The organism is bacterium, from assembly GCA_019637795.1.
GTDB lineage: Bacteria > Desulfobacterota > Binatia > HRBIN30 > CADEER01 > JAHBUY01.
In genome coordinates, this window is record JAHBUY010000004.1 from 260,532 (window position 1) to 282,003 (window position 21,472).

A 21,472-nucleotide genomic window follows, 5' to 3' on the forward strand; every position below is an offset into this window, starting at 1 on the left:
GTGAGCTCGGACAAGAATCGCGACCGCGACATCGCGGTCAACCGCCGCGCCCGGCACGAGTTCCTGATCGAGGAGACGGTCGAGGCCGGCGTCGCACTGATGGGCAGCGAGGTGAAGGCGCTGCGCGAGGGAAAGGCCAATCTGAAGGACAGCTTCGCCCGCGTCGAGAACGGCGAGGTATGGTTGTGGAACGCCCACATCAGCCCGTACGGACCGGCATCGCAGTTCGGACACGAGCCGACGCGGACCCGCAAGCTGCTGCTGCACCGCGGCGAGATCGAACGCCTGCACGGCAAGGTCAAGGAACGCGGACTGACGCTGGTGCCGCTGCGCCTCTACTTCAAGAACGGGCGCGCCAAGGTCGAGCTGGCGCTGGGGCGCGGCAAGAAACAGCACGACAAGCGCGAAGCGATCCGCGATCGCGAGCAGCGGCGCGAGATCGACCGCGCGCTGTCGCTCCGTCGGCGATCGTAGCGCGCCTCACAGCAGGTAGCGGAGCCAGACGAACGCCTCGTCGTTGTCCTTGTACTGGCCGATGACGGTGTTCTGGCTGCCGGCGATGAACAGATAGCCGACCCGAGCATCGAAGCGCCCCCAGAAACGGTAGTCGACGCGCGGCATCAGCAGCGTGTAGCCGCTCTCGAACCCCTGGATGCCGATGAGCTGCACGGTCAGGTCGTCGTGCAGGAAGTTGCCGCGCAGGTTGGCGCTGAGCACGGTGTCGACGTTGCGGATCAGCAGATCGACGTCGTTGTTGAGAATGTCGGTCTGATTGATCTGCAGCAGGAAGACATAGTCCGACCAGGTGTAATCGGCGCCCACGCCCCAGTCGAAGGCGCTGCGCACCTCGTACGACTGGGGCAAACGCACCTCGGCAGGCGAGTGCCCGGCGGCGAGCTGCCGCAGGGCGTCCACGATCGCCGGGGTGAGCTGGGATGGATTGCTGACCAGGGTTCGCAGGTCGCGACTGAAGGGCCGGCCGCTGACGAACGCCGCTTCGGCGCGGAAGGTGAAGCGGTCCCAGGCGTACGCCGCGTCGCCTCCCCAGAGGTCGATGTGATGGAAGACCGGATAGAGGCGCGTCGTCGCGGCGACGTTCTGCACGTAGGGCGGCATCGACAGCGGCTCACCCGTCGCCTCGGCGGTCAGCAGGAAAGCCGGGCGATTGTCGAAGCCGTGGTAGTAGTAGGCGGCGTAGTCGACGCCAGCGGTGAACGCGGAAGCGCGTGCCGCGTAGCCGCAGTTGTCGAGCTGGAAGCTGGGCGGCGGACTGTTCACGACGTGGAAGCCGACGGGCACCGACCGCATCAGCGGCGCGACGGGAAACTGCGAGGGCGGCGTGCCCGCTGGTGGATACCAGCGCTCGCCGGGCAGCGGGAACCAGTATGGAAAGTACTGCGGAATCCACACCAGGGTCAGCCGCGCCTCCTCCGGCGTCCAGCGATTGCGCGGCAGGTAGTAGGAGCCCTCGACCGCCGGGACGCCGATCTTGCGCTCGTCCTCGTCGAGGAGGAACGGGTCGCTGTAGCGCTCGGTGTTCAGCACGTCGACCGGCTGCACGCGGTCGAGCTTGCCCCAGGCGAATTTCTGGATGCCGGCCCGCAGCTCCAGCGCGTCGAGCGCCAGCTCGGCGAACGCTTCCTCGAAGGTGACCGACGGCGAGACGCTCTGGAACACGGACCGGTAGCTGTAGATGCCCGCCTTGGTGCGCTCCGTCGTCGGGCCGCCGTTCTGGAAGTTGAACGTCGCGTCGAAGGTGAGCGACGGCAGCGGGGCGTACTTGCTGCGCAGCCAGAGTTGCTGGAGGTTGCGGTCGTCGGGGGTCGACTGATTCACCGGCACGCCCTGCCGGTCCATCAACCAGCCGCTGACGTCGAAGGGCTTGCCGGCGAGCGTGAGCTCGAGCCCTGCTCCCCGCGCACAGGCGAGCATCAGGACAACCAGCGCACCGCCCAACCGGACGGCCCAGCGGCGGTACACCACTCCCTCCCGGCGCCGCTCATAACTTGAACGCGAGGCGCGGCGCAATTAGGACTGCGCCTGAGGCGGTCGCCTCGACGAGGAGGTCTTCCATGAGCAGCCCCGATCTGTTGAGCCAGGCGCTCGACAAGGACATCGCCTTCGCCCACCAACGCTTCGTCGAGGCCATGGAGGCGCGCCTGCCGGACCTCGAGATGACGTCCAAGGAGCGCTACTTCGCCGTCCTCACGCTGCTCGTCGGCAAGCTGGAAGCGCGCGAGAAGTCGATGCGCGAGGTGCTGGTCGAGATGATGGCGGAGGCCAGCCGACACCTCATGGAAGAGATGAGCGCCCGCTGACGCGACCGCCTGCCCTCACGGCGTCGCGGTCGACGTCGGTTGCGACGTGCTGGTCACCGGGATGTCGCCGGGAAAGATCAGGTCGTCGCTGCCGCAGGCGCCGACGGCGAGGACCAGGGCCAACAGGGCGAGGGCGCCGCACAACGCGATCCAGTCGGACAAGCGGCCGCGGGGGGTGAGGGTCATGTCGCCTTCCAATCACAGCGCCCGTCGCTCGCCAAGAATGGCAACGACGGCGGTTTGAACGGGCTCCCCGGTCACCACAGCGGTGCGCCCGTCGATGAAGACGTTGAGCTCGCTGCGGACGCCGAACTCGCCCGCGAGGTAGATCCCGGGCTCGATCGAGAAGCACGTCCCCGGCAGGAGCCGGCGCGTGTCCGGGGTCTCGAACCCGTCGATGTTGGCGCCGGTGCCGTGCACCTCGACGCCGATCGAGTGTCCGGTTCGGTGCACGAATCGGGCCCCGTAGCCGGCGCCGTCGATGACGGCACGAACGGCCCGATCGACGTCGCAGCCGCGTAGCGGCCCGCCGTCACCGACGCCCGCGCGCACCGCCGCGACGCCGGCGTCGCGCGCCCGGCGCACGACCTCGAACACCGCGGCGTGGCGCGGCGGCACCTGGTCACCGACGAATCCCGTCCAGGTGATGTCGGCGTACATTCCGTCGGGCTCCTTGGCCCACAGGTCGATGAGGACGAAGGTCCCCGCGTCCAGCGGCGCGCCGCCCGCCGGCGTCTCGTAGTGCGGGTCGGCGCTGTGCGCGTCGGCGGCGACGATCGGCGGGTGATGCGTCACCAACCCCCGGGCCGCGAACCCGTCGAGCAGAAAGCGCTGGATCTCGCCCTCGCTGGCGGGACGGCCGGCGCGGCAGCGGGCCGCGATCTCGGCGAAGGCACTGTCCACCAGCGCCCGTACGGCCTGCGCGGCGCGCAGGTGACTGGCATACTGCGCGGTGCTCCACACCGCCTCCACGCGCTGCACCAGATCGGCGGAGGTGCACACCGCGACGCCCGCCTCGCGCACCAGCTCGACGGTTCCCGCATCGACCAGCGACACGTACGGCACCTCGGCGCGCGGCGAGTATTGCATCGCAACCCGGCCGAGGCCGGCCAGCATGGTCGCCAGGCCACTCCGGAGCTCCGCCCAGGTGCGATAGACGCGCATCGTCCCCGGCAGGCCCTGCAGCGCGTTGGCTTCGACCGCCGACACCAGGCCGCGCGGCTCGCCGACCGCCGGTACGCAGTAGAACCAGCGCCGGGTCGCCATGCGCTCGCCGAGCCCGAGGATGCGGCGTCCGACCGGGTCGCTGCCGCGGAAATCGTAGAAGAGCCAGGCGTCGATCGCCTCCTCGGCCAGCGCCGCCTGCAGAGCGGTCGGGCGATCCTGCATCTGGTCACGCTACCCGATGCCCAATCCAGGGTCCAATTGCGACGCCGGGGACCGGCTGGTTCGAGCACGAGATCCGCGGTAGCCTCGCCGGCGCGCGCCGATCCGCCATGGCCACCGCCTTCGCCCCCCGCCTGCTCAATCCGCCGTTCGGCGACCCCGGTCTGTACGTCGCGCTCAAACACCAGGGCCGGGCGCTGCTGTTCGATCTCGGCCGCATCGACCGCCAGCCGGCGGCGGCGCTGCTGAAGATCACCCACGTGTTCGTGTCGCACACGCACATGGATCACTTCATCGGCTTCGACCACCTGCTGCGCGTCTTTCTCGCGCGCGAGCTCCACCTGGAGCTGTTCGGGCCGCCCGGCATCATCGCCAACGTGCGCGGCAAGCTCGCCGGCTACACGTGGAACCTCATCGAGAGCTACCCCTTCACGCTGACCGTGCACGAGGTCGGCACCGAACGCATCGAGGCCGTGCACCTGCCGGCGCGGACCGCATTCGCGCCCGAGCCGTTGCCGACGCGGCCCTTCACCGGCGCCTTGGTGGACACGCCGCAATTCACGGTCGCCACCACCCACCTGGATCATCGCATCCCCTGCCTCGGCTTCGCCGTCGCCGAGAAGACCCGCCTCAACGTGCGGCCGGAGCGGCTGACGGCGCTCGGCGTGCCGCCGGGGCGGTGGTTGAACGCGTTGAAGGAGGGCGTGCGCCGGGGCCTACCGGACGAGACGCCGATCGACGCGGAATGGCGCGGCCCCGACGGCCCGCAGACGCGGCGCTTCACGCTCGGCGCGCTGCGCGACGCACTGCTGGTCGAGACGCGCGGCCAGAAGATCGCCTACGTGGTGGACACCCTCTTCAGCCGCTCCAACCTCGAACGCATCAGCCGCCTGGCACGCGATGCCGACGTGTTCTTCTGCGAGTCGCTCTTCCTCGACGCCGATCGCGACCAGGCGTCGAGGCGCTACCACCTCACCGCCCGCCAGGCCGGCTCCCTGGCGCGCGCCGCCGGCGCGGCGCGCCTGGAGACGTTTCACTTCTCGTCGCGCTACGACCGCAACCCGGCGCCGCTGCGCGCCGAGGCGCAGGCGGTCTTTCGCGGCGAGGCGCCGGTCGACGAGCCGACGTGACGCGCGCGCCGCTGAACGACGAGGCGCGCGACTTCCTCGATCGCCATCACGTCGCGCACCTGGCGACCGCCGACGCCGACGGCGCCCCGCACGTCATCCCGCTCTGCTTCGTCCGCCTCGCCGACCGCCTCTACTTCGTCGCCGACGACAAGCCGAAACGCGACGGCCCCCGGGCGCTGCGGCGCCTGGCGAACATCGCCGCCAATCCGCGCGCCGCCCTGGTCGTGGACGACTACGACGACGATTGGAGCCGCCTCGCCTATCTGCTGCTGGAGCTCGCGGCCTCGGAGGTCGTCGACGGCGCCGAGTACGCCGAGGCGCTCGCGGCGCTGCGCGCCCGCTACCCGCACTACCGCACCATGCCCCTGGCGCGTGCCACGCATCCCATGGTCCGGCTCGTCCCACGGCGTTGGCACCTCTGGCGCGCCGCTGCCGCGAGCGGGTGAGTTGCACCGCGGCACGCGCGGAGTATCTAGTGGTGCGCATGCAGCGGGAGGGGTGGGGGATGCGGACGTGGTTGGTGGCGGTGGGCCTCGCGGCGGCGCTGGCCATCCCCGGATGTCTCGCGCGCGAGGTGACGTCGGCCCGACCGGGGGCGATTCCGACCGCCAGCCCCGAGGACTTCAACGCCGTGGCCCTGCCGGTGTACCGACTGGTCGCCAACCCGCCGCTGCTCGATGCGCCGTCGCGCCTGCTCGTGGTGCAGCTCCGCATCACGAGTACCGGCGATCACAGCTACACGGTCACCCCGGGCGACCTGACCGTCGCCCTGCCAGACGGCACGCACGCGCGCATCTTCGACACCGCCCGCGCCGACCAACTGCTGCGGCGCACCCACCTGGCGGAGGCGGACATGTCGTACCTGCTGCGCGCCAACCACGTCCCCGGCGGCATCGCCACGTACTCGTCCGACGCGCTGGCGCAGATGGTCGGCTCCAACCTCCTCGCCGAGGGCACCGTCGCCCCCGGCCAACCCCTGCAGGGCTACATCGTCATCGACACCGGCCAGCCGATGCTGTCGCTCGACGGCGCTTCGTTCGAGGTCATCGCGCGCCGCGTCGGCGACTATGCGCCGGCGCGCTACGCCTACCAGGTCGCCACCGCCGGCGCCGCCACCGCCGGAGCGCAATGACCGCGATCCCAGCCGACGAGCGCGTGGCCTGGCTGCGCGACACCCTGCAACGCGGGCTCGCCCCCGTGCGGCTCGTGGTCGAGGACGAGAGCCACCTGCACGCCGGCCATGCCGGCGCAGCGAGCGGCGGCGGCCACTTCCGCGCGCTCATCGTCTCGACCGCCTTCCGCGGCCAGAACCACGTCGCCCGCCAGCGCGCGGTATACGCCCTGCTGGGCGACGCGATGCGCTCGAACATCCACGCCCTGGCCCTGCGGACGCTCACCCCGGAGGAGTGGGAGGCCGAGTCCGCCGGGGGCGGGCCGACACCGCGGCGCTGAGCGGCAACGCCGTGGCGGAGCGCACGCCGACCGATGGCTGGGTGGAGGTCAACGGCCTCCGCCTGCACTATCTCGAGTGGGGGGCCGCCGACCGTCCTCCGGTGCTGTTCCTGCACGGCGGCTCGGCGCACGCCCACTGGTGGGATTTCGTCATTCCGCTGCTGGCCGACCGGTTCCGCTGCCTCGCCCTCGACCTGCGCGGTCATGGCGAGAGCAGCCGCCCCGACGACGGCGACTACGGCCTCGCCGCCCACGCCCGCGACGTCGCCGCGGCCGTCGCGGCGCTGGGGCTCGCGGGCGGCGGTCTGGTCGGGCATTCCTTCGGCGGCTGGGTGGCGATGCTCTACGCCGGCCGCGCCGGCGATGCGGTCGGCGCGCTCGCCGTCCTCGACAGCCGGCCGACGATCGGCGTCCGCAGCGCGCGCATGCTGGCAGCGCTGCGCAAACTGCCGCACACCCGCTACGCGACCCGCGACGAGGCGATCGACCGCTTCCGCCTCCTGCCGGCGGCGACCCGGGCCGACGCCGCCGTCATCGCCCACATCGCCCAGCACGGCATCGTCCGCGACCGCGACGGCACCTACCTGCCGCGCTTCGACCGCCGCGCCCTCGCCGGCGCCGGCGCCCAGGATCTGACCCCACACCTGCGCGCCGCCCGCTGCCCGATCCTCGCCGTGCGCGCCGCCGACAGCGAGATCGTCGACGCCGCCGCCCTCGCCGCGTTCCGCGCCGCCGTTCCGTCCGCCGAGCTGGCCGAGATCGCCGGCGCACACCATCACCTGATGCTCGATCAGCCGGCGGCGCTCGCGGCGGTTCTCTCGGCCTTTCTCGGCCGACACCTCGGCACGGCCCCTCGCGATCCGTCGCCATCGACGGCAGGGGCGGCACGCTGACGGCTGACAGCCTCCTCCGTCTGCGCTAGGCAGACGCGGTGGCGTACCGGAGCGAGATCGTCGACGTCCGCGGCGCGCGCACCCACGTGCTGCGCGGCGGCCGTGGCCGTCCGCTCCTGGTGCTGCACCCGGAGCTCGCCGCGCGCATGTGGGCGCCGTACCACGACGCGCTGGCGGCACAGTTCCTCGTCGTCGCGCCCGACCATCCGGGATTCGGCGACAGCGAGCGCCCCGAGTGGGTGGACGGAATCGACGATCTGGTCTTCCACTACATCGACCTGCTGGACGCGCTCGGGCTCGAGCGGGTGTCGATCGTCGGCACGTCGGTCGGCGGCTGGCTCGCGTTGGCGCTGGCGCTCTGGCACCCCGCCCGCGTCGAGCGTCTCGTATTGGCGGCGCCGGCTGGCATCCGGGTCGAGGGCGTCGCGCGCTACGACTACTTCGCCAATCCGATCGAGGAGACGCTGCGCCGCCTGTTCCACGATCCCGCGCGCGCCGCGCAACTGCTGCCGACCGAATACGGCGCCGAGGTCGTGGTGCGCGGCTACCGCGAGCTCACGACGCTGGCGCGGCTGTCGTGGAATCCCTACCTCTACGACCGCAAGCTCCAGCAGCGGCTGCCGCGGCTGCGCATCCCGACCCTGCTCGTCTGGGGCGCCGACGACACCGTGCTGCCGCCAGCCCATGGAACGGCGTTGGCGGCGCTGCTGCCGGCGGCGACGCTGCGCGAGATTCCCGCCTGCGGACACTTCCCGCCGCTCGAGCGCGCCGACGCCTTCGCCGCCCTGGCGATCGAATTCCTGACCGCCTGATGCGCTTCTACTACTTCCACCTCATGCCGTGGCCGCATCTGCCGCGCGACTTCGACCGCGGCCACGATTCGGCATGGGTGACGCTGCCGAACCGGGCGTACGATCCCAAGCGCGGCCATCGCCTGTACAACGAATACCTGGACGAGCTGGAGCAGGCCGAGCGCCTCGGCTTCGACGGGCTGTGCGTCAACGAGCATCACCAGACCGCCTACGGCACCATGCCGTCCCCGAACCTCATGGCCGCGGCGTTGGCGCGCCGCACCTCGCGCGCGACGCTCGCCATCCTCGGCAATGCCATCGGCCTGCGCGACCAGCCGCTGCGCGTCGCCGAGGAGATCGCGATGCTCGACGTCCTGTCGGGTGGCCGCATCGTCTCCGGCTTCGTGCGCGGCATCGGCTGCGAGCACCTGTCGCTGGGCGTGGATCCCAGCCATTCCCGCGAGCGCTTCTACGAGGCGCACGATCTGATCCTGCGCGCCTGGACCGAACCGGGGCCCTTCGCCTTCGAGGGCCGTCACTTCCGGGTCCGCTACGCCAACATCTGGCCGCGGCCGCTGCAGCGACCGCATCCGCCGGTGTGGCTGCCGTCGCAGGGCAGCCCGGAAACCATCCGTTTCGCCGCCGAGCGGCGCTATCCCTTCGTCACCGTGTTCACGCCGTACGCCAACGCCCGACGCCTCCTGCACGAGTACCAGGAGGAGGCACAGCGGCTCGGCTATCGCGCTCGGCCCGACCAGCTCGGCCTCGCCATGCCGGTGTACGTCGGCAGCAGCGACGCGGCCGCGCGCCGCGAGGCGAAGCCGCACATCCTCTGGCTGTTCCGCCGCGGCCTGAAGATCCCGCCCCACTTCCTCGCCCCGCCCGGCTACCTGAGCGAGGACACGCTGCGCCGTTTTCTGCTCGCCGGCATGACGCCGCCGAGCGAGCTCTCGTTCGAGGAGCTCGAACGCGACGGCTACATCCTGGTCGGCAGCGCGGCCACGGTGCGCGACCGCCTGCGGGACATGCAGCGCGACCTCGGCATCGGCATCTTCATCGCCAGTGGGCGGATCGGCGACATGTCGCACGATCGGGCCATGCGCAGCGCGCACCTGTTCGCCCGACAGGTGATGCCGCACTTCCGGCGTCCGGCGCGCCGCGCCGGGGCCGGACGCGGCGCGCGCGGCCGATGACGGACTTCGTCGACGAGCCGGCGCGGCGCACGCGAATCGCGGCGCGCACCCAGGTGCTGGTGGTCGGCGGTGGCAGCGCCGGCGCGGCGGCGGCGATCGCGGCGGCCCGCCAGGGCGCCGACACCCTGCTCGTCGAACGCTACGGCGCGCTCGGCGGACTCGCCACCGGCGGTCTCATCGTCCTGCTGCTGACCCTCGACGACGGCGCCGGCGAACAGGTGATCGCCGGCCTCTGCCAGGAAATGGTGGAACGCATCACCCGCCGCGGAGGCGCCTTCGCGCCACCGCGCAACGAGTGGGGCTCCCCGGATCCGCAGATGATCGAGGCCTACCGGCGCTGGGGCCTGGTCTGGGGATCGGGCCCACACCGCGTCCGCTACTCAGTCGCGTACGATCCCGAGGAGATGCGCTTCGCGCTCAACGAGATGGTCGAGGAGAGCGGCGCCCGGCTGCTGCTGCACGCCTGGGGCTGCGAACCGCTGCGCGACGGCGCGCGGCTGATCGGCGTCGCCATGCAGGGCAAGTCGGGCCGCTTCGCGATTCTCGCCGACGTCGTCATCGACGCCACCGGCGACGGCGACGTCTTCGCCGCCGCGGGCGCGGCCTTCGAGTTGGAGAAGGTCCTGCCGTGGTTGTGGTTCCGCATGGGCGGCGTCAGCGATCCGGGCGCGGCGCTGGAGGCGGGCGGCTGGTTCTTCCGTACCCTGGGCGAGGGCCAGATGCTGATGCCATGGGGGGCGACCGACCGCATCGTCCGCAAGATCGACGCGACCGACCCCGCCGACCTGACGCTCGCCGAGGTCGAGTGCCGGAAGATGGTCATGCGCGAGGTCGACCGCCTGCGGCGCGAGGTGCCGCAGTTTCGCGACGCCCACCTGTGCGGCATCGCGACCCAGCTCGGCATCACCGAGAGCCGGCGGCTGGTCGGCGCCTATGTGCTGGCGCGCGACGACATGGACCGGCGGTTCGACGATGCCATCGGACTGACCGGTCACTGGACGCGCTACGGCACGCGCTACTGGATCCCCTACCGCTGCCTGCTCGCACGCGAGATCGACAATCTCCTCGCCGCCGGCCGCTGCATCTCGGTCGACCACCGCGTCCACCATGCGACCAAGGAGATCCCGGCCTGCATGATGACCGGCGAGGCCGCCGGCACCGCCGCCGCGATGGCGGCGCGAGCGGGCATCCTCCCTCGCGAGGTGGACGTGCCGACCTTGCGGGACACCTTGCGGCGAGCGGGCGCGATCGTATAGGCGCCACTCGTCACCATGGCGCGCATCGAAACCAAGCTCCGTCCGAACGATCCCACCTTCCAGGCCAACCGACACCGCAACGCGGCACTGGCGGCCGAGCTGCGCGAGCGCTTGGCGGCGGCGCAGGCCGGTGGACCGGAAGAGGCGCGCCGGCGCCACACCGAGCGCGGCAAGCTGCTGCCGCGGCAACGGGTCGAGGCGCTGCTCGATCCGGGCACGCCATTCCTCGAGCTGTCGCCGCTCGCCGCCTACGGCATGTACGGCGGGGACGCGCCGGCGGCGAGCCTCATCACCGGCATCGGCGTCGTCCAGGGCCGTCAGGTGGTGATCGTCGCCAACGACGCCACGGTGAAGGGCGGCACCTACTACCCGCTGACGGTCAAGAAACACCTGCGGGCGCAGGAAGTGGCGCTGGAGAACCACCTGCCCTGCATCTACCTCGTCGACTCCGGCGGCGCGTTCCTGCCGCTGCAGGCCGAGATCTTTCCCGACCGCGAGCACTTCGGCCGCATCTTCTACAACCAGGCGCGGTTGTCGGCGCTGGGCGCGGCGCAGATCGCGGTCGTGATGGGATCGTGCACCGCCGGCGGCGCGTACGTCCCGGCGATGTCGGACGAGACGGTGATCGTGCGCGGCACCGGGACGATCTTCCTCGGCGGACCGCCGCTGGTGAAGGCGGCGACCGGCGAGGAGGTGACCGCCGAGGACCTGGGCGGCGGCGACGTGCACACGCGGATCTCTGGCGTCGCCGACCATCTGGCGGCTGACGACCGCGACGCCATCGCCATCACCCGCCGCATCATGGCCAACCTCGGCGGCACGCCGCCGCCCTCGCTGGAGGCGGAGGCGGCGGAGGATCCCGCCTATGACCCGGCCGAGATCTACGGCGTCGTCTCCGCCGATCCCCGGGTGCCGTACGACATTCGCGAGATCATCGCCCGCATCGTCGACGGCAGCCGGTTGCACGAATTCAAGCCGCTGTACGGCCAGACGCTCATCACCGGCTTCGCCCGCATTCACGGGTACCCGGTCGGCGTCGTCGCCAACAACGGCGTCCTCTTCTCGGAGTCGGCGCTGAAGGGCACGCACTTCATCGAGCTCTGTTGCCAGCGCCGCATCCCGCTGCTGTTCCTGCAGAACATCACCGGCTTCATGGTCGGCAAGCGCTACGAGCACGGCGGCATCGCCAAGGATGGCGCCAAGATGGTGCACGCGGTGGCCACGGCGGCGGTGCCCAAGCTCACGGTGCTGGTCGGCGCCTCCAACGGCGCCGGCAACTACGGCATGTGCGGGCGCGCCTACAGTCCCCGCTTCCTGTTCACGTGGCCCAACTCCCGCATCTCGGTGATGGGCGGCGAGCAGGCGGCGAGCACGCTGCTGACGGTGAAGCTGCAGCAGTTGGCGGCCAAGGGAGACTCCATGCCGCCAGAGGAGCAGGCGCGTTTCACGGCGCCGATCCGCGCCAAGTACGAGGACGAGGGCAATCCCTACTATGCGACGGCGCGCCTCTGGGACGACGGCATCATCGATCCCGCCGAGACCCGCGACGTGCTCGGCCTGGCGCTCGCCGCCACCGCCAACGCGCCGATTCCCGCCACCCGGGTCGGCGTCTACCGGATGTGAGCGTGGGCCTGCGCCGGGTGCTGATCGCCAACCGCGGCGAGATCGCGGTGCGCATCGCGCGCGCCTGCCGCGAGCGCGGTCTGCTGCCGCTGGCCATCTACTCGGAGGCCGACCGTGCGAGCCCGCACGTGCGCGCCGCCGAGGCGGCGGCGTGCGTCGGCCCGGCGCCCAGCCGGGAGAGCTATCTCGACGTCGCGGCGATCCTCGAGGCGGCGCGGGCGCTCGGCGCCGACGCGGTACATCCCGGCTACGGCTTCCTGGCGGAGAACGCCGCCTTCGCCCAGGCGGTCGGCGACGCCGGGTTGACCTTCATCGGCCCGGCACCGGCGGCGATCGCCGCCATGGGCGACAAGACGCGGGCCCGCGCCCTGGTGGCTGCGGCCGGCGTGCCGGTGGTCCCCGCGGTCGAGGATCTGCCGGCCGACCCCGCCGCGGCGCAGCGCGCCGCCGACGCGCTCGGTTATCCGCTGCTGATCAAGGCGGCGGCGGGCGGCGGCGGCAAGGGAATGCGCATCGTCCGCGCCAGCGGCGAGCTCGGCGCCGCGCGCGAGGCCGCGGCGCGCGAGGCGCTGGGGGCATTCGGCGACGGACGCATCTTCCTCGAGCGCTACTTCGAGCGCCCGCACCACGTCGAGGTGCAGATCCTCGCCGACCAGCACGGCGCCACGGTGCATCTCGGCGAGCGCGAATGCTCGATCCAGCGCCGGCACCAGAAGATCATCGAGGAGTCGCCCTCGCCGGTGGTGACGCCGGCGCTGCGGGCGCGCCTCGCCGCGGCGGCGATCGCGGCCGCGCGCAGCGTCGCCTACGCCAATGCCGGCACGGTGGAGTTTCTGGTCACCGACGACGGCGACTTCTACTTCCTCGAGATGAACACGCGGCTGCAGGTCGAGCATCCGATCACCGAGTGGGTGACCGGCATCGATCTGGTGCACGCGCAGCTCCGCATCGCCGCTGGCGAGCGCCTGTGGTTCGATCAGGACGCGGTCCAGCCCCGCGGCCATGCCATCGAGTGCCGCGTGTACGCCGAGGATCCGGCGCAGCAGTACCTGCCCTCGCCGGGGCGGATCGCGCTCCTGCGCGAACCGCAGGGTCCGGGCGTGCGGGTCGACTCGGGAATCTGCGCCGGCGGCGAGGTCACGATCCACTACGACCCGATGCTGGCCAAGCTCTCGACCTGGGCCGCCGATCGCGAGGGGGCGCGCCACCGTCTGCTCGCCGCCCTGCGCGAGTACGTGGTGGTCGGCGTCACCACCAACATCACCTTCCTCGGCGACGTGCTGGCGCACCCGGCGTTCGCGCGCGGCGCCACCCAGACGCACTTCATCGACGATCACATGGCGGGATGGCAGCCGCCGGCAGGGCAGCTCGAGCACGCGGCGATCGCGGCGGCGCTGCACGCGGCGCTGGCGCCGGCGACGCCGGCGGTCGCCGGCGGGCGCCGGCGGCGCGTATCGCCCTGGCAGTCGCTGGGCGCCTGGCGTCTCGGTCACGGGGAGCGCTGATGCAGATCGGCTATCGCAGCGGCGGCCGCCACGTCGGCGTCACGGTGCACCGCGAGGCGCCGGGGCGCTTCACGGTCAGCGTCGACGACACGCCGCACGCCGTCGAGGCGGCGCTGCTCGACGCGGCGACGATCCAGATGGTCATCGGCGGCGTCTCGCAGGTCGCGCACGTCGTGCGCGCCGGCGATGTGGCACATGTCTGGATCGGCGGCGAGGTCTACCACCTGCACCCGGAAGCGGCCGGAACGACAGCGGCGCACGCCGTGTGCCTGCAGCCGCAGGTGGCCGCGCCGATGCCCGGGAAGGTGCTGCAGGTGCTCGTCGAGGTCGGCCAGACGGTCGCGCTCGGCGATGGTTTGATCATCGTCGAGGCGATGAAGATGGAGCACCGCATCGTCGCCGAGGGCGACGCCGTGGTGCGCGCCGTGCACGCCACCGCCGGCCAGATGGTCGACGGCGGCGCCGTCCTGATCGAGTTGGACTACGCCTGACGCAACCCCGCGCCGGCCGGGCCTCAGTCGCCGAAGCGGTCGCCGGCGCGCAGCCCGAGTTGGGTCGCGGCCTCGCCGGCGGGGAGCTTCTTGGCGCCGATGCGGAGCCGGCCGACGCGGATGGCGCCGCCCGCGGCGGCGATGGTCACGCCATCGGAGGCGACCGCGGTGATGGTTCCCGGCGGCGCGCCCGGCGCCGCGGCGCGCCGCGCGTCGTGGCAGCGCAGCGGCTCGCCGTTGCAACGCACGAACGCGCCGGGTTGGGGATCGCAGCCGCGGATGAGGTTGTAGACATCCGCCACGGGACGATGCCAATCGATCGCCGCGTGCTCGTCGCGGCACAGCGGGTCGTACGTCGCCTGCGATTCGTCCTGCGGCAGGCGCGGCGGCGCCCCGCCGGCGATCAGGCCGACGGCGTCGACGACGGTGTCGACGCCGAGTGGGAAGAGGGTGTTGTAGTAGAGCGTGGCGGCTGTGTCGTCGGGATCGATCGCCGCCTCGCGCTGCAGCAGGATCGGACCGGTGTCGATACCCGCATCGACCCAGAACACGCTGACACCGGTTCGCGTCTCGCCCCTGATGATCTGCCAGGGAATCGCGCTGCCGCCGCGGTAGCGAGGTAGCGGCGACGGGTGGAAGCAGATGCTGCCCAGGCGCGGCGCCTCGAACACCGGCGGCGGGACGATCTGGGTGACGTAGGCGAGCACGCCCAGGTCGGCCCGATAGGCGGTCACCTCGCGGGCGACATCGGCGCCCTTGAGCGATCGATGCCGATGGGTGGCGATCCCGAGCGCGACGGCTCGCGCGGCAAACGGATCCGGCTTGGCGCCGGGCTGGTCGGGCGGCACGTAGGTCGCGACCACCGCGTGGCCGGCGGCCTGGAGGCCGTCGAGGACCCGTTCCGCGAACGCGGCCTGACCGAACAAGACGATGCGCATGAGTTGCTCCGCGGCGCTAGGACGCGCCATCCAGGGAACGCTCGACCAGCCGGCCGACCGCGTCGACGAGACGACGGGCGACCGCCCGCGCCTCGTGGTCGTGGCGCAGCAGGCGATTGTTGATCTCGAGCTCGAGGTATCGCGTGCGGTGCCGCCGGCCGTGGCAGCGGGCGCTGAAGATGAGGCCGTCGAGAGCCGAATACGGCTCGTTCATGCGCACCGCGAAGCCGGCGGAGGCAATGTCGGCCGCCAGCGCGTTGGCGAGGTCGACGAAGTCATCGAAGAGGACCCCGACGTCGAAGGGCCGCTGGTGTCCATTGAGCTCCGGGGTGAAGGTGTGGACGCTCAGCAGCAGAGCGTCCTGGCAGGCGCGCACGGTCGCGTCCACGGCGGCGTGGTACGGGTCGTAGAAACGCTGCAGGCGCTCGCGGCGTTCACCGCTTTCGATCCGGGCGTTGCCGGGAATGGCGACACCGTGGCTCTGGTGCGGCATCAGATCCGCGTCGGTGAGATCGCGGTTGCAGTCGACCAGCAGCCGGGAGGCGGCGCTGAGCACGGCGGGAGCACCGAGTTGACGGCTCAGCTCCTCGGTGACGGTGGCGGCGCCGACGTCCCAGCCGATGTGATCGCGCAACTGCGCCGGGGCGAGGCCGAGATTGGCGTACTCCGGCGGCACCGCCGGCGAGGCATGCTCGCAGGTCAGCACCAGGCCGGCGCCCGGGCGCGCCGGCGCCAGCGTGACCGGCGTGAAGCTCACGACTTCAGGTGGCGAGCGAGGAAGGTGGTCAGGCGCGTCCAGGCGTCGGCGGCCGCGTCGGCGCGATAGGAGTCGCGCTCGTTGCAGAAGAAGCCGTGTGGCGCGCCCGCATAGACCTTCACCTCGGCGTTCTTCTTCAGGTCGCGTAGCGTCGCGGTGATGGTGGCCACTTCCTCGTTGGGGATGAACGGGTCCTGGTCGCCGAAGAAGAGCAGCATCGGGCAGGCGATGCCGCCGGCGCGGTCGAGCAGGCTGCCGATGCCGCCGCCGTAGAAGGGCGCGGCGGCCTTGATCGTCGGCATCGTGCAGGCGCTGAGGAAGCTGATGCGGCCGCCCATGCAGAAGCCGGTGATGCCGATGCGATCGGCGCGGACGAACGGCTGCGCCTGTAGATGGGACACGGCGGCCGAGAGGTCGCTGACGATCGCGTCATCGCGGAGGCTGGTCATCAGGCGGATGGCATCGGGTAGCTGATCGTAGCCGACGACCGCGTTCGGCTGCCGGTAGTAGACGTCCGGCGCCAGGGCGACATAGCCCTCGCCGGCGATCCGGGTGGCGACGTCCTTGATGTGCTGGTTGAGGCCGAAGGCCTCCATGATCACCAATACCGCCGGGTACTTACCGTCGTCCGACGGTCGGGCCAGAAAGCCCGACATGGCGCCGTCCGGGGTGGCGATCTGAATCGTGCTCGAAGTGGTTGCCATCGCTGTCATCCTCCGCCGTGGTTGAACGGCTGCCATCAGTAACGGACCGCGCTCCGCTCTGGCAAGACCGTCCCCGGCGCGGTTGACAGCAGACCGGCCGGCTGAGTAACTAAAACGCCTTTTTCCGTCGCCTCGGGAGGCAAGGGTGCGCCGCGAGAAGACCAACTACATCATCCAATCGGTATCCCACGCGCTCGATGTGCTCGAGCAGTTCTCTGGCGAGCATGATGAGCTTGGCGTGACCGAGCTCAGCAAGCGCCTGAAACTGCACAAGAATAATGTGTTCCGGCTGCTGGCGACGCTGGAGTCGCGGAGCTACATCGAGCAGAACAAGGCGACAGAGAACTACCGTCTTGGGATCGGCTGCCTGCAACTCGGACAGACCTTCGTCGCCCATATGGGGCTGTTGCAACAGGCGCATCCGATCATCGAGTCCCTGGCGGAGGACGCCAGTGAGACGGCGTTCGTCGCCGTCCCGAGAAAGGCGTGCGTGGTCGCGGTCGATGCCGTCGAGGCGCGGCATCCGGTCCGCATGTCATCGCGCATCGGCGAGGCGCTGCCGCTGCACTGCACGGCTGCTGGCAAGGTGCAGTTGGCGTTCATCTCAGACGCCGATCTGCGCGAGGCCCTGACCGCCGGCCTGCCGAAGTTCACGGACAAGACAATCACCGATCAGCAGCGGTTACAGCAGCATCTGAAGCAGATCGCCGAAGCGGGGCATGCGATCGAGCTCGGCGAGCACATTGGCGACGTACACTCGGTCGCGGTGCCGATCCGCGATTACACGCGCAATGTGGTCGCCAGCCTGGCGGTGTCCGGGCCGGCATACCGGATGACGGCGGATCGGCTCGAGAAGGACATCGCCCCGCAGCTCATCAAATCCGGTCGCGAGCTCTCGAGTCGCCTCGGCTACAAGTCCTGAGAAGCGGGCCGCGCGGCCTGAGCGAGAGCCTGGCGACGGCCCGGGCAGCATCGCGGCGAAACCGCGATCCGCGGCGGTCGAGGATTGCTTGTCGCCCCTGGGGGTGCGTGCTAGGCCTCACCTTTTCCATTCTCGTCGAGGAGGATTGCCGTGAAAATCCTGGTAGCGGCGAAGCGGGTCCCGGACCCGAACGCCACGATCAAAGTGCGTCCGGATGGGGCCGGAATCGTCACCGACAACGTCAAGTACGTCGTCAATCCGTTCTGTGAGATCGCCATCGAAGAGGCGCTGCGGATCAAGGAAAAGCAGGGAGGCGCCGAGGTGGTGCTGGCGAGCGTCGGCGGCAAGGTCGCCCAGGAGCAGCTTCGCACCGGACTGGCGATGGGGGCGGACCGGGCGGTCCTGGTGCTCAGCGAGGACCCGGTCGAGCCGACGGTGGTGGCGCGGGTTCTGAAGAAGCTGATCGAGAACGAGCAGCCGCAACTGGTTCTGATGGGCAAGCAGGCCATCGATGACGACTCGAACGTCGTGGGCCAGATGGTCGCGGAAATGCTCGGCTGGGCGCAGGCGACCAACGCCTCGCAGGTGAAGCTGGCCGACGACAAGAAGTCGGCGGTGGTGACGCGCGAGGTGGACGGCGGTCTCGAGGACGTCGAGATCCAACTGCCGGCGGTGGTGACGACGGATTTGCGGCTGAACGAGCCGCGCTATGCGTCGCTGCCCGGCATCATGAAGGCGCGCAAGAAGGAATTGAAGGAGATCGCGCTCGCTGAAGTCGGCGTCGACGTCACGCCGACGATCAAGGTCCACAAGCTCGAGCCACCGCCGAAGCGCCAGGCGGGCAAGAAGGTGGGCAGCGTGCAGGAACTGGTGCAGATGCTGCACGCCGAGGCCAAAGTCATCTGAGGGCGGTCTCCGCCCAGTCATGCGAGGAGCAGCGATATGAACGTGCTTGTATTCGCCGAGCACCAGCACAACAAGTTCTCGAAGGCGGCGCTGGGCGCCGTGCGCGCCGGCCTGCAGTTGGCGCAACAGAGTGGCGGCACCTGCAGCGCCGCGGTGCTGGGCACCGGCGTCGGGGGGCTGGCCCAGGAATTGGCGGCGTACGGGGTGAAGACCGTGTACGCCGTCGAGCATGCGGCCCTGGAGCACTACGTCGCCGACGCCTACGCGCAGGCGCTCGCCAACCTGGCCAAGGACAAGGGATATGACGTGGTCGTGGCAACGGCCAGCACGGTCGGCAAGGACCTGCTGCCGCGCGTCGCGGTGCGGCTGGATGCCGGAATCGCCTGCGACATCACCGGGATCAATGCGGATGGCACCTTCGTCCGCCCGATGTACGCGGGCAACGCCATCGCGACGGTGTCGATCGAGACCCCGAAGAAGGTCGTGACTACCCGAACGACGGCGTTCGACGCCGCCGCCAAGGGCGGCGCGGGAAGCGTCGAGACCGTGCAGGCCAGTATCGACACCGCCGCGCTGCGCATGAAGTTCATCGCCTTCAACGAGACGAAGTCGGACCGGCCGGTGCTCAGCGAAGCGCGCATCGTGGTCTCGGGCGGCCGCGGCCTCAAGAACGGCGAGAACTTCACCACGGTGCTCGAGCCGCTGGTCGATGCGCTGGGTGCCGCGATGGGCGCCAGTCGCGCCGCGGTGGACGCGGGGTTCGTGCCCAACGATCTGCAGGTCGGCCAGACGGGCAAGGTGGTGGCGCCCGAGCTCTACGTGGCGGTCGGCATCTCGGGCGCGATCCAGCACCTCGCCGGCATGAAGGACTCGAAGGTGATCGTCGCGATCAACAAGGACGAGGAGGCGCCGATATTCCAGGTCGCCGACTACGGCCTGGTCGCCGACCTCTTCACGGCCGTGCCGGAGATGAAGGCCGAGGTCGAGAAGCTCAAGCACTGAGCCCGCCGGCGCCTATGCGGGCGCCGGAAACGACGAGGGGCAGCGGCGCGCATCGCGCCGCTGCCCCTCGTCTCCTGCAGCGCGCCGCCGCCCGGAACGGGCGGGACGGCTCAAGACTTCAACGAGTTGGCCACCAACTCCATGACGTCGATGGCCGGGACCTTGTCCTCCAGCCCCTTCGACTTCAGCCCGTCGTCCACCATCGTCATACAGAACGGACAGGCGACCGCGACGGCATCGGGTTTCGTCTCCAGGGCCTGCTCGACGCGGCGGAAGTTGACGCGCTGCGTCGGCTCCTCCTCCATCCACATGCGGCCGCCACCCGCGCCGCAGCACATGCCGAAGCGCCGGCTCCGCTCCATCTCCTTGAGGCGCACCCCGGGAATCTTGCCGAGGATGCTGCGTGGAGCATCGAAGACGCCATTGTAGCGGCCGAGGTAGCAGGAGTCGTGGTAGGTTATGGCGCGCGGTTGGCCGGCGCCGTTGAGCTCGAGCCTGCCCTCACTGATCAGCCGATCCACCAGCTCCGTGGCGTGGATCACCTCGAAGTTGCCCCCGAACTGCGGGTAATCGTTCTTGAACGTGTTGAAGCAGTGCGGACAGTTGGTGATGATTTTGCGCACCTGGTAGCCGTTCAAGACTTCGACCGCCATCTGCGCCATCGCCTGGAAGAGGTACTCGTTGCCGATGCGGCGCGCGGTCTCGCCATTGCAGGGCTCCTCGACCCCGAGGATGGCGAAGTCAACGTCGGCGGCGCGCAGCACTCTGACCAGCGCTTGTGTCGTCCGCTTGTGGCGATCGTCGAATGACCCGGCGCAGCCGACGAAGTACAGGTACTCGGCGTCCGGCTTGTCCGCGAGGGTCGGTATCGCGAGCCCCTCGGCCCAGTCAGCGCGGGAGCCGGCGTCGATGCCCCACGGGTTCCCCTGCGTCTCCATCGACTTGAAGGTCCGCGTGAGCTCGGGCGGGAAGCGCGACTCCTCCTGAACGAGATGCCGCCGCATGTCGACGATCTTATCGACATACTCGATCAGAACCGGGCAGGCCTCCTCGCAGGCTCGGCAGGTCGTACAGGCCCACAGAACCTCATCGTGGATCAGACGCTCGCCGACGATGTTCTCGCCGATCGTCGTCATCGCGCCATCGGCGGCCCCTGCCTGTGCTGCCGCCGCAGGCGCAGCCAGCACCGCCCCCTCATTCTCGTAGAGATAGTCGCGCAGGTTCAGCATCAGTTGGCGCGGCGCCAGCTCCTTGCCGCTGATCGTGGCCGGACAGTGAGAGGAACACCGACCGCATTCGGTGCATGAATACATGTCCAGCACCTGCTTCCAGGTGAACTGGTTTATGTACGAGGTCCCAAAAGTGGTCGCATTCTCCGAAAGATCCTGCTTGCTGAGCTGCCCCGTCGGCTCGAGCTTCTTGAAGAACACGTTCGGCACCGACGTGAGGATATGGAAGTGCTTGGACAGCGGCAGCAGATTCATGAACACCAGAATGACGCAGTTGTGCAGCCACCAGCCGACGTTGCTCGCCAACTCCGCCAGCCCCGCCCCGCCGGCGCTGAACAGCGCCAATCCGATCAGTGTGCTGAGCGGCTGCCAGGCGCGCTCCCTGGCGATCTCCGGCGTTTCAGCGCCGGCGAACAGGTGTCCACCGTCGTACAAGAACCCGCCGATCATGATCGTGCCGATGAAACACAGGATCAGGATGGCCTCTCCATGCGACTGGCCACGAAGGCGATTCTCCGCCGGAGCGAAGCCGTACAGACGCGCCGGGTGAGTGATCAGCCAGCGCGCCAGCGCCATGGAGATCGCCCCCAGAACCACCAGTTGGATGATGTCCTTCAGCAGCAGATACGGTCCGCCGAGGAGGTCCACCGAGAGGAGCGGCAGGTGGAACCCGGGGACGAAGCCGCGCACGAACATGTGAACCACCTGGACCGCCAGGATCGTGAAGCCCCAGAAGATGAAGAAGTGCATCCATCCGGCGGCCCGATCGCCCTTCAGCGGCTGTTCGCCCACAACGAATTTTTTTTGACCGAGAACATACTGAACGACGGCGTTGACGCGCTCCGGAATCCGGTCGAAACGCGCCACCGGCGCAACTTTGATGAGGACGGCGAAGCGCCGATAGAGCGTCCGCCCGAGGAACCCTGCGGCCACTGCAAGGACAATTGCAAATATTAGCATTCCCATGAACAGAGCC

General features: G+C 70.1%; 23 protein-coding genes. 16 read left to right on the forward strand and 7 right to left on the reverse strand.

The window, feature by feature from the left end:
• Entirely contained in the window at positions 1–474 is a 474-nt protein-coding gene (smpB, locus tag KF840_15130; protein MBX3026241.1) for an SsrA-binding protein SmpB, read from the forward strand.
• A gap of 6 nt (positions 475–480) precedes the next feature.
• Here the strand turns inward: smpB and KF840_15135 are convergent, their stop codons facing one another.
• A complete protein-coding gene (locus KF840_15135; GenBank protein MBX3026242.1) occupies positions 481–1,932 on the reverse strand; it encodes a hypothetical protein in 1,452 nt (483 codons plus the stop codon).
• 140 nt (positions 1,933–2,072) lie between these two features.
• On the opposite strand from KF840_15135, the gene KF840_15140 reads away from it, so the two are divergent.
• On the forward strand, positions 2,073–2,318 hold the full coding sequence (locus KF840_15140) for a hypothetical protein (protein ID MBX3026243.1): 246 nt from the start codon (positions 2,073–2,075) through the stop codon (positions 2,316–2,318).
• A 15-nt stretch (positions 2,319–2,333) separates the two neighbouring features.
• Here KF840_15140 and KF840_15145 read toward each other — a convergent pair whose 3' ends face one another.
• Together KF840_15145 and KF840_15150 are read right to left on the reverse strand one after the other, a co-directional pair.
• Complete coding sequence (locus tag KF840_15145; GenBank protein ID MBX3026244.1) at positions 2,334–2,504, reverse strand: hypothetical protein; 171 nt, start codon at positions 2,502–2,504, stop codon at positions 2,334–2,336.
• A gap of 12 nt (positions 2,505–2,516) precedes the next feature.
• The gene (locus KF840_15150; protein ID MBX3026245.1) at positions 2,517–3,707 is read right to left on the reverse strand and encodes an aminopeptidase P family protein; all 1,191 of its coding nucleotides are present in this window, start codon (positions 3,705–3,707) and stop codon (positions 2,517–2,519) included.
• A gap of 107 nt (positions 3,708–3,814) precedes the next feature.
• On the opposite strand from KF840_15150, the gene KF840_15155 reads away from it, so the two are divergent.
• Genes KF840_15155 through KF840_15205 form a run of 11 tightly spaced genes read left to right on the forward strand, consistent with a single transcriptional unit; the run spans position 3,815 to position 14,038 of the window.
• On the forward strand, positions 3,815–4,834 hold the full coding sequence (locus KF840_15155; GenBank protein MBX3026246.1) for a ribonuclease Z: 1,020 nt from the start codon (positions 3,815–3,817) through the stop codon (positions 4,832–4,834).
• A complete protein-coding gene (locus tag KF840_15160; protein ID MBX3026247.1) occupies positions 4,831–5,280 on the forward strand; it encodes a TIGR03668 family PPOX class F420-dependent oxidoreductase in 450 nt (149 codons plus the stop codon). Before KF840_15155 ends, KF840_15160 begins: the two co-directional genes overlap by 4 nt.
• 59 nt (positions 5,281–5,339) lie before the next feature.
• The gene (locus tag KF840_15165) at positions 5,340–5,966 is read left to right on the forward strand and encodes a hypothetical protein (protein MBX3026248.1); all 627 of its coding nucleotides are present in this window, start codon (positions 5,340–5,342) and stop codon (positions 5,964–5,966) included.
• Positions 5,963–6,286 carry a BolA family transcriptional regulator gene (locus KF840_15170; GenBank protein ID MBX3026249.1) on the forward strand — a complete coding sequence of 108 codons (324 nt, stop codon included), beginning with the start codon at positions 5,963–5,965 and terminating at the stop codon, positions 6,284–6,286. Before KF840_15165 ends, KF840_15170 begins: the two co-directional genes overlap by 4 nt.
• Entirely contained in the window at positions 6,241–7,179 is a 939-nt protein-coding gene (locus KF840_15175) for an alpha/beta hydrolase (protein MBX3026250.1), read from the forward strand. Before KF840_15170 ends, KF840_15175 begins: the two co-directional genes overlap by 46 nt.
• A gap of 38 nt (positions 7,180–7,217) precedes the next feature.
• A complete protein-coding gene (locus KF840_15180; protein MBX3026251.1) occupies positions 7,218–7,991 on the forward strand; it encodes an alpha/beta fold hydrolase in 774 nt (257 codons plus the stop codon).
• Positions 7,991–9,163 carry an LLM class flavin-dependent oxidoreductase gene (locus KF840_15185; protein MBX3026252.1) on the forward strand — a complete coding sequence of 391 codons (1,173 nt, stop codon included), beginning with the start codon at positions 7,991–7,993 and terminating at the stop codon, positions 9,161–9,163. The genes KF840_15180 and KF840_15185 overlap by 1 nt, the downstream gene beginning before the upstream one ends.
• Positions 9,160–10,419: an FAD-dependent oxidoreductase gene (locus tag KF840_15190; protein ID MBX3026253.1), complete on the forward strand. Its 1,260-nt coding sequence runs from the start codon at positions 9,160–9,162 to the stop codon at positions 10,417–10,419. Before KF840_15185 ends, KF840_15190 begins: the two co-directional genes overlap by 4 nt.
• A gap of 15 nt (positions 10,420–10,434) precedes the next feature.
• Positions 10,435–12,042 (forward strand): methylcrotonoyl-CoA carboxylase, encoded by a 1,608-nt coding sequence (locus KF840_15195; GenBank protein ID MBX3026254.1) that lies wholly within the window; start codon positions 10,435–10,437, stop codon positions 12,040–12,042.
• Positions 12,039–13,547 (forward strand): ATP-grasp domain-containing protein, encoded by a 1,509-nt coding sequence (locus KF840_15200; GenBank protein MBX3026255.1) that lies wholly within the window; start codon positions 12,039–12,041, stop codon positions 13,545–13,547. Before KF840_15195 ends, KF840_15200 begins: the two co-directional genes overlap by 4 nt.
• Positions 13,547–14,038, forward strand: coding sequence for a hypothetical protein (locus KF840_15205; protein MBX3026256.1), 492 nt, complete (start codon positions 13,547–13,549; stop codon positions 14,036–14,038). Before KF840_15200 ends, KF840_15205 begins: the two co-directional genes overlap by 1 nt.
• A gap of 23 nt (positions 14,039–14,061) precedes the next feature.
• Here KF840_15205 and KF840_15210 read toward each other — a convergent pair whose 3' ends face one another.
• From KF840_15210 to KF840_15220, 3 genes are read right to left on the reverse strand one after another with little or no spacing between them, the layout of a single operon-like run.
• Positions 14,062–14,976 (reverse strand): methionyl-tRNA formyltransferase, encoded by a 915-nt coding sequence (locus KF840_15210; GenBank protein MBX3026257.1) that lies wholly within the window; start codon positions 14,974–14,976, stop codon positions 14,062–14,064.
• A 16-nt stretch (positions 14,977–14,992) separates the two neighbouring features.
• The gene (locus tag KF840_15215) at positions 14,993–15,733 is read right to left on the reverse strand and encodes an N-formylglutamate amidohydrolase (GenBank protein ID MBX3026258.1); all 741 of its coding nucleotides are present in this window, start codon (positions 15,731–15,733) and stop codon (positions 14,993–14,995) included.
• Positions 15,730–16,437: a dienelactone hydrolase family protein gene (locus KF840_15220; protein ID MBX3026259.1), complete on the reverse strand. Its 708-nt coding sequence runs from the start codon at positions 16,435–16,437 to the stop codon at positions 15,730–15,732. Before KF840_15220 ends, KF840_15215 begins: the two co-directional genes overlap by 4 nt.
• Positions 16,438–16,582: 145 nt before the next feature.
• Between KF840_15220 and KF840_15225 the strand changes: the two genes are divergently transcribed.
• The 3 genes from KF840_15225 to KF840_15235 all read left to right on the forward strand — a co-directional run bounded on the left by KF840_15225 (position 16,583) and on the right by KF840_15235 (position 19,267).
• On the forward strand, positions 16,583–17,359 hold the full coding sequence (locus KF840_15225) for an IclR family transcriptional regulator (GenBank protein ID MBX3026260.1): 777 nt from the start codon (positions 16,583–16,585) through the stop codon (positions 17,357–17,359).
• A 150-nt stretch (positions 17,360–17,509) separates the two neighbouring features.
• Positions 17,510–18,265: an electron transfer flavoprotein subunit beta/FixA family protein gene (locus tag KF840_15230; GenBank protein MBX3026261.1), complete on the forward strand. Its 756-nt coding sequence runs from the start codon at positions 17,510–17,512 to the stop codon at positions 18,263–18,265.
• 36 nt (positions 18,266–18,301) lie between these two features.
• Positions 18,302–19,267, forward strand: coding sequence for an electron transfer flavoprotein subunit alpha/FixB family protein (locus tag KF840_15235; protein ID MBX3026262.1), 966 nt, complete (start codon positions 18,302–18,304; stop codon positions 19,265–19,267).
• Positions 19,268–19,377: 110 nt separating this feature from the next.
• On the opposite strand, the gene KF840_15240 is transcribed toward KF840_15235, so the two are convergent.
• Positions 19,378–21,429, reverse strand: a complete 2,052-nt coding sequence (locus KF840_15240; GenBank protein MBX3026263.1) for a (Fe-S)-binding protein — start codon at positions 21,427–21,429, stop codon at positions 19,378–19,380.
• Positions 21,430–21,472: the final 43 nt, after the last annotated feature.

Excerpts from the sequence above, each read along its gene's own strand:
- KF840_15210 (MBX3026257.1), bottom strand. The coding sequence starts at position 14,976 with ATGCGCATCGTCTTGTTCGGTCAGGCCGCGTTCGCGGAACGGGTCCTC.
- KF840_15185 (MBX3026252.1), top strand. The coding sequence starts at position 7,991 with ATGCGCTTCTACTACTTCCACCTCATGCCGTGGCCGCATCTGCCGCGC.
- KF840_15155 (MBX3026246.1), top strand. The coding sequence starts at position 3,815 with ATGGCCACCGCCTTCGCCCCCCGCCTGCTCAATCCGCCGTTCGGCGAC.
- KF840_15140 (MBX3026243.1), top strand. The coding sequence starts at position 2,073 with ATGAGCAGCCCCGATCTGTTGAGCCAGGCGCTCGACAAGGACATCGCC.
- KF840_15235 (MBX3026262.1), top strand. The coding sequence starts at position 18,302 with ATGAACGTGCTTGTATTCGCCGAGCACCAGCACAACAAGTTCTCGAAG.
- KF840_15150 (MBX3026245.1), bottom strand. The coding sequence starts at position 3,707 with ATGCAGGATCGCCCGACCGCTCTGCAGGCGGCGCTGGCCGAGGAGGCG.
- KF840_15145 (MBX3026244.1), bottom strand. The coding sequence starts at position 2,504 with ATGACCCTCACCCCCCGCGGCCGCTTGTCCGACTGGATCGCGTTGTGC.
- KF840_15205 (MBX3026256.1), top strand. The coding sequence starts at position 13,547 with ATGCAGATCGGCTATCGCAGCGGCGGCCGCCACGTCGGCGTCACGGTG.
- KF840_15190 (MBX3026253.1), top strand. The coding sequence starts at position 9,160 with ATGACGGACTTCGTCGACGAGCCGGCGCGGCGCACGCGAATCGCGGCG.
- KF840_15195 (MBX3026254.1), top strand. The coding sequence starts at position 10,435 with ATGGCGCGCATCGAAACCAAGCTCCGTCCGAACGATCCCACCTTCCAG.
- KF840_15165 (MBX3026248.1), top strand. The coding sequence starts at position 5,340 with ATGCGGACGTGGTTGGTGGCGGTGGGCCTCGCGGCGGCGCTGGCCATC.
- KF840_15220 (MBX3026259.1), bottom strand. The coding sequence starts at position 16,437 with ATGGCAACCACTTCGAGCACGATTCAGATCGCCACCCCGGACGGCGCC.
- KF840_15135 (MBX3026242.1), bottom strand. The coding sequence starts at position 1,932 with ATGCTCGCCTGTGCGCGGGGAGCAGGGCTCGAGCTCACGCTCGCCGGC.
- KF840_15170 (MBX3026249.1), top strand. The coding sequence starts at position 5,963 with ATGACCGCGATCCCAGCCGACGAGCGCGTGGCCTGGCTGCGCGACACC.